At 69.6% G+C, this 11,383-nt stretch carries 13 protein-coding genes and 1 tRNA gene; 6 read left to right on the plus strand and 8 right to left on the minus strand.

The window, feature by feature from the left end; genetic code table 11:
- The first annotated feature begins 10 nt into the window (after window positions 1-10).
- From AC1DXV_RS03665 to AC1DXV_RS03690, 6 genes are all read left to right on the plus strand, one after another.
- A tRNA-Met gene (locus AC1DXV_RS03665) sits at window positions 11-87 on the plus strand.
- Between the two features lie 121 nt (window positions 88-208).
- Complete coding sequence (locus AC1DXV_RS03670) at window positions 209-673, plus strand: cupin domain-containing protein (protein WP_477864426.1); 465 nt, start codon at window positions 209-211, stop codon at window positions 671-673.
- A gap of 128 nt (window positions 674-801) precedes the next feature.
- Entirely contained in the window at window positions 802-1,908 is a 1,107-nt protein-coding gene (locus AC1DXV_RS03675; RefSeq protein WP_477932520.1) for a 6-pyruvoyl trahydropterin synthase family protein, read from the plus strand.
- A 31-nt stretch (window positions 1,909-1,939) separates the two neighbouring features.
- The gene (queE, locus tag AC1DXV_RS03680; protein ID WP_477865786.1) at window positions 1,940-2,575 is read left to right on the plus strand and encodes a 7-carboxy-7-deazaguanine synthase; all 636 of its coding nucleotides are present in this window, start codon (window positions 1,940-1,942) and stop codon (window positions 2,573-2,575) included.
- Window positions 2,576-2,579: 4 nt separating this feature from the next.
- Window positions 2,580-3,125, plus strand: a complete 546-nt coding sequence (locus AC1DXV_RS03685; protein ID WP_477865787.1) for a methylated-DNA--[protein]-cysteine S-methyltransferase — start codon at window positions 2,580-2,582, stop codon at window positions 3,123-3,125.
- A gap of 38 nt (window positions 3,126-3,163) precedes the next feature.
- A complete protein-coding gene (locus AC1DXV_RS03690) occupies window positions 3,164-3,487 on the plus strand; it encodes a hypothetical protein (protein WP_477865788.1) in 324 nt (107 codons plus the stop codon).
- 10 nt (window positions 3,488-3,497) lie between these two features.
- On the opposite strand, the gene AC1DXV_RS03695 is transcribed toward AC1DXV_RS03690, so the two are convergent.
- The 8 genes from AC1DXV_RS03695 to AC1DXV_RS03730 form a co-directional block, all read right to left on the minus strand.
- Window positions 3,498-4,580 (minus strand): hypothetical protein, encoded by a 1,083-nt coding sequence (locus AC1DXV_RS03695; RefSeq protein WP_477865789.1) that lies wholly within the window; start codon window positions 4,578-4,580, stop codon window positions 3,498-3,500.
- Window positions 4,581-4,900: 320 nt separating this feature from the next.
- Window positions 4,901-5,623, minus strand: coding sequence for an ABC transporter ATP-binding protein (locus tag AC1DXV_RS03700; protein WP_477865790.1), 723 nt, complete (start codon window positions 5,621-5,623; stop codon window positions 4,901-4,903).
- Window positions 5,620-6,369 carry an ABC transporter ATP-binding protein gene (locus AC1DXV_RS03705; protein WP_477865791.1) on the minus strand — a complete coding sequence of 250 codons (750 nt, stop codon included), beginning with the start codon at window positions 6,367-6,369 and terminating at the stop codon, window positions 5,620-5,622. The genes AC1DXV_RS03700 and AC1DXV_RS03705 overlap by 4 nt, the downstream gene beginning before the upstream one ends.
- Window positions 6,366-7,328 (minus strand): branched-chain amino acid ABC transporter permease, encoded by a 963-nt coding sequence (locus tag AC1DXV_RS03710; protein ID WP_477865792.1) that lies wholly within the window; start codon window positions 7,326-7,328, stop codon window positions 6,366-6,368. The genes AC1DXV_RS03705 and AC1DXV_RS03710 overlap by 4 nt, the downstream gene beginning before the upstream one ends.
- Window positions 7,328-8,200, minus strand: a complete 873-nt coding sequence (locus tag AC1DXV_RS03715; RefSeq protein ID WP_477932523.1) for a branched-chain amino acid ABC transporter permease — start codon at window positions 8,198-8,200, stop codon at window positions 7,328-7,330. The genes AC1DXV_RS03710 and AC1DXV_RS03715 overlap by 1 nt, the downstream gene beginning before the upstream one ends.
- A gap of 1 nt (window position 8,201) precedes the next feature.
- A complete protein-coding gene (locus AC1DXV_RS03720; protein ID WP_477932525.1) occupies window positions 8,202-9,371 on the minus strand; it encodes an ABC transporter substrate-binding protein in 1,170 nt (389 codons plus the stop codon).
- 17 nt (window positions 9,372-9,388) lie between these two features.
- Window positions 9,389-10,204, minus strand: coding sequence for an alpha/beta fold hydrolase (locus tag AC1DXV_RS03725; protein WP_477865795.1), 816 nt, complete (start codon window positions 10,202-10,204; stop codon window positions 9,389-9,391).
- A 3-nt stretch (window positions 10,205-10,207) separates the two neighbouring features.
- A partial coding sequence (locus AC1DXV_RS03730; RefSeq protein WP_477932527.1) for a benzoate-CoA ligase family protein occupies window positions 10,208-11,383 on the minus strand: 1,176 nt, incomplete at its 5' end.

The following is an 11,383-nucleotide window of genomic DNA, read 5'->3' on the forward strand; positions in this document are numbered from 1 at the left end:
CAGGCTCAGTCGCGGGGTGGAGCAGTCTGGTAGCTCGTTGGGCTCATAACCCAAAGGTCGTTGGTTCAAATCCAGCCCCCGCAACCAAATCCAGAACAAGAAGGCCCTCCATGCGAGGGCCTTTTTGCATTTCAAATCTGACGCGGAATCTGGCGCAGACTTTGCGACATGCAGGTCCTGCAGTCCTGCAGATTCATCAGGGTCAACCATGAACATCAAACCAACAATCTTGTTTCTGTGCACGGCGGCTGTGCTGTCGTGCAACGTGATCGCCCAAGCTGCCGATGCAGGCGTGGTCACGTTGACGCCGGAAGAAATGAAATGGGACACGGGCGGCCTCGCCGTGCGCGGCATCTCCCAGGCGATCCTGATCGGCGACCCGGCCAAGCCGGGACCTTACACGGTCCGACTGAAAGTGCCCGCCGGCTACAAGCTCGCCCCGCACACGCACCCCGATTTCCGGCAGATCACCGTGCTGTCCGGCACCTGGTACACGGGCTACGGCGAGAAGTGGGACGCCAAGGCCCTCAAAGCCCTGCCCGCGGGCAGCTTCTACACCGAGCCGGCCAACGTTCCCCACTTCGTCGAAGTGCGGGACGAGACCATCGTTCAAGTGACCGGCATGGGCCCCGGCGGACGGCACTTCGTGAACCCCGCCGACGAACAGAAGTAAGGCCTCCAGAGGCAGCGACGGGGTTTTCGACCCCTCGCTAAAATGGCCGTCCGGAGCGCCCGTGGACGGCGCCGCGCAACGCCCACGGACCGTGGGCGTTCCTGCTTCCAGACTCCCACAGAGACAGCGTGCCGATCAAGACCCTCCACTGTGCCGCCAGCGGCTTCGAGTCCGCCTGCGAAGTGAGCCTGCTGCCCGCAGGCCATCGCTCGCGCCGCCTGCATGGCCACAGCTTCCTCGCGACGCTGCGCGCCGAATTGCCGCACGGCTGGGCCGCCTTCCCCGGCGGCGAGGTCGAACGCCTGCGTGCCGATCTCGAATCGCGCACCGCGCAGCTCGACTACCGCCTGCTCAACGACATCGTCGCGCAGCCCACCGACGAGAACCTCGCGCGCTGGATCCGCTCGCAGCTCGACGCGCCCGGCATCACGCAACTCGGCATCCAGAGCACCGCGCACGGCGGCGTCGACCTCGATGCCACCGGCCAGGCCCATGTCTGGCGCCGCTACCTGTTCCAGGCCGCGCACAAGCTGCCGAACGTGCCGCTCGGCCACAAGTGCGGCCGCATGCACGGCCATGGCTTCGAGGTCATCATGCACGCCAACCAGGACCTCGGCGCGCGCGACCTCAGCATCGACTACGACCACCTCGACGACTGCTGGGCCCCGCTGCACCACGAGCTGAACTACGGCTGCCTGAACGACCTGCCCGGCCTGCAGAACCCGACCAGCGAGCTGATGTCGAGCTGGCTGTGGGAGCGCCTGAAGCCCACGCTGCCGGAGCTGTCGTGGATCACCGTCTACGAAACCGCCTCGTGCGGCGCCAACTTCGACGGCCGCCACCACCGCATCTGGAAGGAGTTCACGCTCGACAGCGCGCTGCAACTCAAGCACGCGCCCGACGGCAGCCCGCTGCGCCGCATCCACGGCCACACCTACACGCTGCGGCTGCACCTCGCCGCACCGCTCGACACGCTGATGGGCTGGACCGTCGACTTCGGCGACGTGAAGACGCTGTTCGATCCGATCTTCAAGGCGCTGGACCATCGCCCGCTGTACGAGATCGAAGGCCTCGCCGATGGCGACACCGCGACACTCGCCGCATGGATCCTGAAGGAGGCACGCGCCGTGCTGCCGATGGTCGATCGCGTCGACCTCTACGAAACGCGCGGCTGTGGCGCCATCGTGATCGCCGACCAGGCCGAGGTGCAGGCCGGCCTCGCGATCCCGATCTGAACCGACGCGTGAACCAACGGAAGGACGCAGCATGACCTACGCGGTCAAGGAAATCTTCTACACGCTGCAAGGCGAGGGCGCCCACGCCGGTCGCCCCGCGGTGTTCTGCCGCTTCGCCGGCTGCAACCTGTGGTCGGGCCGCGAGCAGGACCGCGCGACGGCCGTCTGCCAGTTCTGCGATACCGACTTCATCGGCACCAACGGCGTCAATGGCGGCAAGTTCGACACCGCGCTCGCGCTGGCGCAGGCCGTCGCGTCGCACTGGCCGAAGCCGCACGCCGGCCGGCCGTTCGTCGTGTGCACCGGCGGCGAGCCGCTGCTGCAGCTCGACGAGGCGCTGGTCGACGCCTTCCATGCGCAGGGCTTCGAGATCGCCGTCGAGACCAACGGCACCCAGCCCGCACCGCCGGGGCTCGACTGGATCTGCGTCAGCCCGAAGGCCGATGCCGAGCTGGTGCTGACGCAGGGCCATGAGCTCAAGCTCGTCTACCCGCAGCCGAAGGCGATGCCCGAGCGCTTCACTTCGCTGAAGTTCGACCACTTCTTCCTGCAGCCGATGGACAACCTCGAGCGCAAGCGAAACACCGAGCAGGCGGTGGCCTATTGCCTGGCCCACCCGCTGTGGCACCTGAGCGTGCAGACGCACAAGTACATCGGCATCGCGTGACGCGATGAACGTCCGCCACGCCGTGTTCGCCACCGCCATCGGGCCCTGCGCGATCGCGTGGGGCGCGCAGGGCATCGTCGGCAGCTGGCTGCCCGATGCCGACGAGGCGGCGTTGCGCCGGCGCATCCAGCGGCGSCTGCCGGAGTCGGTCGAGGGCCTGGCGCCGCAAGACATCCAGGTCGTGATCGACCGCCTGCGGGCGTTGATGGACGGCGAGCGCGTCGACCTGTCGGGCGCGCCGCTCGACATGATCGGGCTGCCTGATTTCCACCGCCGTGCCTACGCGATCGCGCTGGCGATCCCGCCCGGCGAGACGCGCAGCTACGGCGAGATCGCGCAACAGCTCGGCGAGCCCGGCAGCGCCCGCGCGGTCGGCCAGGCGATGGGCAGCAACCCGTTCCCGCCGATCGTGCCGTGCCACCGCGTGCTGGCGGCGGGCGGGCGCTCCGGCGGCTTCTCGTCGCCGGGCGGTATCGACATGAAGCGCCGGCTGCTCGGCATCGAGCGTGCCCGCATCGGCAGCGAGCCGGGCCTGTTCGACGAGCTGTAGGGCGGGCGCGTGCTGCGAACGCTGGCATCATCGGCGCGATGTCCGATGAGTACCAGATCCACGTTCCGCCGTCTTTCTACGCGCTGTACACCGATGCCCGCCAGCGCCTGACCGTGCCGCTGGCCGAGCTGCGCGAGCGCTACGAGCTGTGCGAGGACCTGTCGCAGCACCTGAGCGAGCGTGCGAGCGCCCAGCATTTCGGCACGGGGGCTTCGCAAGCATCGGTGCTGGCCGATTGCCTGCGCGGCCTGCAGGCCGGTCCGGTGGTGTCGAAGGACGAAGCGGTGTGGGTGGTGCACCGCCTCGCGGAGGTGCTTGGGTGGCCGTTCCTCGACAGCGGCGAACCGGCCGCCGAGGACTGAACCCGGCGAACTACTCGGCCTGGCCGCTGTTGCCGCCGTTGGCCGCCATCGTCGTCGCCGCCGGCGCCTTCGGGGCCTCCAGCAGCGCCACCGTCGGGCTCTTCAGCGTCTTCGCGAAACCCACCACCGTCTGGGTCGGCTGGTACGGCAGCGACTGCCACGGGTTCGCGCCATGGCTCAGCAGGAAGCTCACCATCTGCGTCTGCGCGCGCTCGTCGTTCATGAACGCCGGCACGATGACGCGCGCCAGCGGAATCCACGGCAGCTGCTGCCCCTGCGTCGACGGCACCTTGTCGACCAGCTTCGGCTCGCGCTTGAACCACCATTCGAGCGCTGCATAGTCGGAGGTGCGCAGCGCCTCTTCGAACCCGGCGGCCAGCTTGCCCTGGTACGGGCCGAGGCCGGCTTTCGCGGTGTGGCCGGTGGCCTCCAGCCTGGCCGCGAGCGGCGTCTGCAGCGCGCTCGGGTGCAGTGCGCTCAGCGGGCTGAAGTTGAGCTGGCCGACCGCCAGGTCGCCCTGGTCCGACCATTGCGCGATCACCTCGTCGAGCCCGGCGGCGCGCGCGCTCGGCGAGCTCAGCAGGCGCAGCACGTCATGGTTCACCGCGCGCGAATCGCCCTCGGCCAGGAAGCGCAGCGAGCGCAGCGCCTGCGGCGAGGCCTTCGAGAAGTCGACCGGGTTCGGCGAACGGGCCAGCGCGACCATCGGCGGCTGGTAGCAGGTCTCGGGCTGCGCGCCCTTGTCGAGCAGTTCCGGCAGCACCGGCCAGAACTGCGGATCGCGTGCCGCGATCGTCAGTGTGCATTCCTGGAAGCCGCTGGCGCGGATGTCGGCGACCTTCAGGCTGCCGGGCTGGAACGGCAGGCAGCGCGCGGTCAGCGCCCGCTGGGCCGAGTTCAGCGCCGCGCACGACTGCGGATCGCCTTCGGTGAACTTGGCGTGGATGTGCTTGATGATTTCCCAGGTCGGGCTGGTGTCGGTCGCGATGCCGGTGGCGCTCATGATCGCGCCGGCCGTGGTGGTGCAGCCGCTGGTCAACAGCAGGCCCGAGATCGCGGCGCCGAGCGCCAGCAGCCGTGGCAGAAAGTTCATGGTGTAGCGCTCCCAACGCACAGCCGCCCGGCTCGTGGCCGGAATGCGTTCTACAGCGCAAAAAGCAAGCCATCGCTGCCGGACGCGTCCAGGCAGGTGCACGGCAGAAATCCGAACCGGTGCACGGCTGCACGAAGCAAGCGCCGGCGCGGCTTGCGCGCGATGTTGGGAGGCACTCGCCTGCCGGCGGCCGGCGATACGGATGCTGACGCAGCTGACACAAAAGGGAAGCCTGCCTTGCCGAAGGGGTCATCTCGCGCAAAAAACGGCAGCCCCGGCGACAGGTGGTAACGCCGCGTATCGGTCCTCAAGAAAGAAGCTCAGACGCCGAGCCAGCGCGTGAGTGCCGCGTGGTCTTCTGCGAGTGCCGAGGAGCTCGAGGCGCAGACGATCCGCCCCTTCTCCAGCACCACCGCCTGGTCGGTGTGCTCCAGCACGCGCCGCACGTTGCGATCGACGATCAGCGTGCTGATGCCGCTCGCACGGATCTGTGCGATCACGCGCCAGATCTCGGCCACCACCAGCGGCGCCAGGCCTTCGGTCGCTTCGTCGAGGATCAGCAGCTGCGGGCTCGTCATCAACGCGCGTCCGATCGCGAGCATCTGCTGCTCGCCGCCCGAGAGCTGCTGGCCGCCGTGCGCCAGCCGCTCGCCGAGGCGCGGAAACGTCTCCAGCACGCGCTCGAGCGTCCACGGCCGCTGGCCGTCGGCTGCGGCGCGCGCCGCCATCACGAGGTTCTCGCGCACCGACAGGTTCGGGAAGATGCCACGGCCCTCGGGCACGTAGCCGGCGCCGAGCCGCGCGATGCGCTCCGGCGGCCAGCCGGTCACGTCGCGGCCCTGCCAGCGCACCCGGCCGGCGCTCGGCCGCAGGTAGCCCATCAGCGTGCGGATCAGCGTGGTCTTTCCCATGCCGTTGCGCCCGAGCAGGCCGAGCGCGCTGCCGGCCGGCACCGTGAACGACACGCCGTGCAGCACGCGGCTGTCGCCATAGCCGGCGTGCAGCGCATCGATCTCGACCAGCGGTGCGTTGGCGGCCGTCATCCATGCCCCTCGCCGAGGTAGGCCGTCACCACCTGCGGATGCTCGCGGATGCGCTGCGGCACGTCGCAGGCGATGACCGCGCCGTTGACCATCACCGTGATGCGGTCGGCGATGCGGAACACCGCATCCATGTCGTGCTCGACCAGCAGGATCGCGTGGCCCGCCTTCAGCGACTGCAGCAGCGCGAGCATGCGCTCGGTCTCCTCGGCGCCCATGCCGGCCAGCGGCTCGTCGAGCAGCAGCACGCGCGGCCGGGTGGCCAGGCACATCGCGATCTCGAGCTGGCGCTTCTGGCCGTGGCTGAGCGTGCCGGCGAGGTGCGCGGCGCTGTCGGCGAGGCCCGCGGCCTGCAGCGCCTGCCCGGCCACCTCGCGGCTGGCGCTGCAGCGCTGCGCCGATTGCCACACCTGCCACGGCCGCTGCAGCGCGGCCTGCGCGCTGAGCCGGCAGTTCTCCAGCACGCTGAAACTGTCGAAGATGGTGGTGCGCTGGTAGCTGCGGCCGATGCCGGCGCGCGCCCGGCGCGGCTGCGACCAGCCGGTGATGTCGTCCTCGCCGAAGCGGATCTGCCCGGCGCTCACCGGCAGCTCGCCCGACAGCAGGTTGATCAGCGTCGACTTGCCGGCGCCGTTGGTGCCGATCACCGCGTGCACCTCGCCGAGCCGCAGGTCGAGCGAGACCGCGTCGACGGCAGCGAGGCCGCCGAAGGTGCGCGACAGGCCGGTCGCCTGGATCAGCGCGCTCATGCAACCCCCCGGCGCCAGCGGATGCCGACGATGCCGCGCGGCAGCAACGCGACGAACGCGATGATCGTGAAGCCGAGCGTCATCTGCCAGTGCGCCGCCAGCGGTCCGACCAGTCCCTCGCTCGCGAACAGCTCCTTCAGCAGCGTGAACGCCACCGCGCCGACGATCGCGCCGCGCAGCGGGCCGAGGCCGCCGAGGATGATCATCAGCAGCACCGCGCCCGACTCGTGCCACGACAGCAGCTCCGGGTTGACGACGCCGTCCTGGATCGCGAGCAGCGCGCCGGCCAGCCCGGCCAGCGCGCCTGCGATCACGAAGGCCGCGAGCTTGTAGCCGTAGGTGCGGAACCCGACCGCCCGCATGCGCGCCTCGTTGACGCGGATGCCCTGCAGCGCATGGCCGAAGCGCGAGCGCAGCAGCAGCGCGAGCCCGCCCCAGGTGAACGCGAGCGAGGCCAGCACCAGGCCGTAGACATGGCGCTTGTTCTCGAGGTCGAGCAGCGTGGTGTCGCCCAGCCGCAGCACCGGCCGCACGTACAGGTAGATGCCGTCGCTGCCGCCGCCGAGCTTGGTGTCGTGGAAGACGAAGTAGGCCATCTGCGCGAACGCGAGCGTCACCATGATGAAGTACACGCCGCGCGTGCGCAGGCTCAGCGCGCCGACGAACAGCGCATACGCGGCCGCGCCGCCCATCGCCGCCGGCAGCAGCCACCCGAGCGACGCCCCTTCGCCCTGCGGCGACGCGAGCACCGTCACGTAGGCGCCGATGCCGAGGAAGGCCGCGTGCCCGAGGCTCACCAGCCCGGTCGCACCGACCAGCAGCTGCAGGCTCAGCGCGAAGATCGCCGAGATCAGGATCTTGACGGTCAGGTCCATCAGGTACGGCGACAGCAGCGCCGGCAGCAGCGCCAGCGCGAGCAGCACCGCCGGTGGCAACCAGCGTGACCCGGCGGGCGGCATCAGTGCCCCCGCCGCATCAGGCCTTCGGGCCACCACACCAGCACGATCGCCATCAGCAGGTAGATGCCGATGCCGCTCAGCTCGGCGAAGAACACCTTGCCGAAGGTATCGACGAAGCCGACCAGCAGCGACGCGACCAGCGCGCCGGTGATCGAGCCGATGCCGCCGATCACGACGATCACGAAGCTGACGATCAGCACGCTGCCGCCCATGCCCGGGTACACCGACGACATCGGCGCGGCGATCATGCCGGCCAGCGCCGCCAGCGCGACGCCGGCCGCGAACACGCCGCGGTACAGCAGCCGGATGTCGATGCCGAGCCCGCGCACCATGTCGCGGTTGCTGGCGCCGGCGCGCACCATCATCCCGAGCCGCGTGCGGTTGACCACCAGGTACAGCAGCGCCGCGATCGCGAGGCAGGCGGCCGACGCGAACAGCCGGTACACCGGGTACGACATCAGCTCGCCGAGCGCGATGCTGCCGGCCAGCCAGGCGGGCGGCTGCACGCCGTGCACGTCGTTGCCGAGCAGCAGGCTGCGCGATTCCTCGAACACCAGGATCAGCGCATACGTCATCAGCACCTGCTGCAGGTGCTCACGCTGGTACAGGAAGCTGAAGAACGCCCACTCCAGCACGAAGCCGAAGGCCGCCGCCAGCAGCGTGCCGACCAGCAGCATCAGCACGAACTGATCGACGAAGTACGGCGCCAGCGCGAACGCGAGGTAGGCGCCGATCATGTAGAAGCTGCCGTGCGCGAGGTTGATCACGCCCATGATCCCGAAGATCAGCGTCAGCCCGCTGGCCACCAGGAACAGCAGCAGGCCGTACTGGACGGCGTTCAGGCACTGGACCAGGAAGGTGGTGGCATCCACCTCAGAGCTTGCAGCCGCGGGCCGGGTCGGCGAGCGCCTTGACGGCGATCGACTTGAACTCGTTGTTCGCGCCCTTCACCTCGCGCAGGTACATGTCCTGCACCGGGTTGCCGGCCGCCGACAGCGTGAACTTGCCGCGCGGGCTGTCGACCGTCGTCTTGCGCATCGCGGTGGTCAGTGCCTCGCGCCTGGCGAGGTCGCCCTTCACCGCGTTGAGGCCGGCTGCGAGGATCTGCGCCGCGTCGTAGCCCTGCACCGCGTAGACGTCGGCGTTCGTCTTGTACGCGAGCGCGAAGCTCTTGCGGAACGCGTTGTTGCGCGGCGTGTCGAGGTTGTCGGCGTAGTGCAGCGTGGTCAGCAGGCCCTGCGCGGCGGCGCCCTGGGCCTCGAGCGTGCCGTCGGTCAGGAAGCCCGAGCCGTACAGCGGGATGGTCTTGTTCAGGCCCGCGGCGGCATAGTCCTTGACGAACTTCACCGCGCCGCCGCCGGCGAAGAACGCGTACACCGCGTCGGGCTTCTGCGCCGCGATCTCGGTCAGCAGCGCCTGGAACTCGACGTTCGGGAACGGCAGGTTCAGGTCTTTCACCACCTTGCCGCCGCCCTTCTCGAAGGCCTCGGTGAAGCCCTTGACGGCCTCGCTGCCGGCCGCGTAGTTCCAGGTGATCGTCATCGCGCGCTTGTGGCCCTTCTGCGCCATCACGACGCCGGTGGAGTAGCCCGGCTGCCAGTTCGAGAACGAGCTGCGCACGATGTTCGGCGAGCACAGCGGGCCGGTGATCGCGTCGGCACCGGCGTTCGGGATGATCAGCAGCGTGTTGCTTTCCTTGGCCGCCTTCGCCATGCCGAGCGCGACGCCCGAGTGCACCGTGCCGACCAGCACGTCGACCTGGTCGCGCTTGATCAGCTTGTTGACGTTGTCGGTGGCCTTGGCCGGCTCGGACTCGTCGTCGACCTTGAAGTACTGGATCTCGCGGCCGCCGAGCTTGCCGCCCTGCTCCTGCACGTACAGCCTGAAGCCGTTCTCGATCATCGTGCCCAGGCTCGCGTAGGTGCCGGTGTAGGGCAGCATGAAGCCGATCTTGATCGGGCCGGCGGCCTGCGCATGGGCCCCGCCCATCATCGCCATCGACATCGCCAGGGCCGCGAGGGCCGGGAGTTTGATCAGGTGCATGCCAGTCTCCGTGAGGTTCAGGATTCGAGGGGGTCGGACAACCCGGTGATGAAGCGGCCGGCTTCGTGGATCACGAGGTCGGGTTGGTCGCGGTGCGGCGAGTGGCCGCAGTGTTCGATCTCCAGCAGGCGCGTCTGCGGGGCACGCCGCGCGATGCCGCGGATCTGCTCCAGCGTACCGTATTCGTCGTCGACGCCTTGCAGCGCCAGCACCGGGCAGGTGATCGCGGCCAGCTCGTCTTCGATGCTCCAGCGGCGGAACGACGGATCGAGCCAGATGTCGTTCCAGCCGCGGAACGCCGACTCCGCATCGGCATGGTAGCGGCCCAGGCGCTGCGGCAGATCGGTGGTTTCATAGGTGTGGCGGGCGCGCTCGATGCTCGCGATGCTCAGGTCCTCGACGGCGATGTGCGGCGCCATCGCGACGACGCCCGCGGTCGGGTGCGACGCCGCATGCAGCAGCGCGATGCTGCCGCCGTCGCTGTGGCCGAACAGCCAGGGCCGCTCGATGCCGAGCTGCCGCAGCAGCGCCGGCAGCACCTCGCGCGCCTGCACGTGCATGAAGTCGACCGGCCAGCGCTCGTCGCGCGGCTTCGGCGTCGACTGGCCGTAGCCGTAGCGCGAGTACACCAGGCCGCGCAGGCCGTGCGCCTCGCACAGCTGGCGCGGGAAGTTCTTCCACATCGCGAGCGAGCCCAGCCCTTCGTGCAGGAACACGACGACCGGCCGCGTCGAGGCCGCATCGCCGACCCATTGGTACTCGAGGCGCAGCGATCGGCCGAGCCTGTCGAGCTCGGCGAACTGGATCGGTTCGGCGTAGCGGCGTCCGACCATGCGTCAGGCCGATGCCTCGCTCGCGTCATTCAAGGCGCGCAGCTTGAAGCGCTGGATCTTGCCGGTCGCCGTCTTCGGCAGCTCGGTCGTGAAGAGGATCTCGCGCGGCGTCTTGTGCGGTGCGAGCCGCGTCTTCACGAAGGCCTTCAGCGCGGCCTCGAGCTCGGGGCCGGCCACGTGGCCCTTGCTCGGCACGACGTAGGCGCGGGTCTTCGTCAGCCCCTGTGCATCGGCCAGGCCGATCACCGCGCACTCCATCACCGCCTCATGGCCCATCAGCGCCGACTCGACCTCGATCGGCGACACGTACTGGCCGCTGACCTTCAGCATGTCGTCGCTGCGGCCGGCGTAGGTGTACCAGCCGTCGGCATCGACCACGTACTTGTCGCCGCTGCGCACCCAGTCGCCCAGGAAGGTCGAGCGCGTCTTGTCGCGCCTGTTCCAGTACAGCAGCGCGGCGCTCGGGCCGCGGATGAACAGGTCGCCGATCTCGCCGGGCGCGACCGGGCGGCCGTCGTCGCCGCGCAGTTCGAGTTCGTAGCCCGGCACCGGCTTGCCGGTGCAGCCGTAGCGCAGCGCGCCGGCGCGGTTGGACAGGAAGATGTGCAGCATCTCGGTCGACCCGATGCCATCGAGCACGTCGCAGCCGAAATGCGCGCTGAAGCGTTCGCCGACCTCGCGCGGCAGCGCCTCGCCGGCCGAGGCGCACACGCGCAGCGCGACGGCATCGCGCGGCGGCAGCGCCTCGCTCGCGAGCAGCGCGACGTACAGCGTGGGCACGCCGCAGAACACCGTCGGGCGGTGCTGCGTCAGGCGCTGGAAGACCGCGGCCGGCGTCGGCCGTTCGGCCATCAGCACGACGGTCGCGCCGACGCTCAGCGGAAAGGTCAGCGCATTGCCGAGCCCGTATGCGAAGAACAGCTTGGCGGCCGAGAACACGGTGTCGTCCTCGCGCACGCCGAGCACCGGCTGGCCGTACAGCGCGGCGGTCCAGTACAGGTTGGCATGGCTGTGCACCGTGCCCTTGGGCTTGCCGGTGGAGCCGGACGAGTAGAGCCAGAACGCGAAGTCGTCGGCGTGCGTGTCGGCGGGGGCGGCGAGCGGCGGGGTGTCGAGCAGCGCGGCGAACGGAGTCGTGCCCTCGGCCGCCGCGGCACCGGACAGCACGACGGCCGGCGG

Source organism: Rhizobacter sp. P3_C12 (assembly GCF_056402735.1).

Excerpts from the sequence above, each read along its gene's own strand:
- AC1DXV_RS03720 (WP_477932525.1), bottom strand. The coding sequence starts at position 9,371 with ATGCACCTGATCAAACTCCCGGCCCTCGCGGCCCTGGCGATGTCGATG.
- AC1DXV_RS03700 (WP_477865790.1), bottom strand. The coding sequence starts at position 5,623 with ATGACGGCCGCCAACGCACCGCTGGTCGAGATCGATGCGCTGCACGCC.
- AC1DXV_RS03725 (WP_477865795.1), bottom strand. The coding sequence starts at position 10,204 with ATGGTCGGACGCCGCTACGCCGAACCGATCCAGTTCGCCGAGCTCGAC.
- AC1DXV_RS03690 (WP_477865788.1), top strand. The coding sequence starts at position 3,164 with ATGTCCGATGAGTACCAGATCCACGTTCCGCCGTCTTTCTACGCGCTG.
- queE (WP_477865786.1), top strand. The coding sequence starts at position 1,940 with ATGACCTACGCGGTCAAGGAAATCTTCTACACGCTGCAAGGCGAGGGC.
- AC1DXV_RS03710 (WP_477865792.1), bottom strand. The coding sequence starts at position 7,328 with ATGCCGCCCGCCGGGTCACGCTGGTTGCCACCGGCGGTGCTGCTCGCG.
- AC1DXV_RS03705 (WP_477865791.1), bottom strand. The coding sequence starts at position 6,369 with ATGAGCGCGCTGATCCAGGCGACCGGCCTGTCGCGCACCTTCGGCGGC.
- AC1DXV_RS03695 (WP_477865789.1), bottom strand. The coding sequence starts at position 4,580 with ATGAACTTTCTGCCACGGCTGCTGGCGCTCGGCGCCGCGATCTCGGGC.
- AC1DXV_RS03670 (WP_477864426.1), top strand. The coding sequence starts at position 209 with ATGAACATCAAACCAACAATCTTGTTTCTGTGCACGGCGGCTGTGCTG.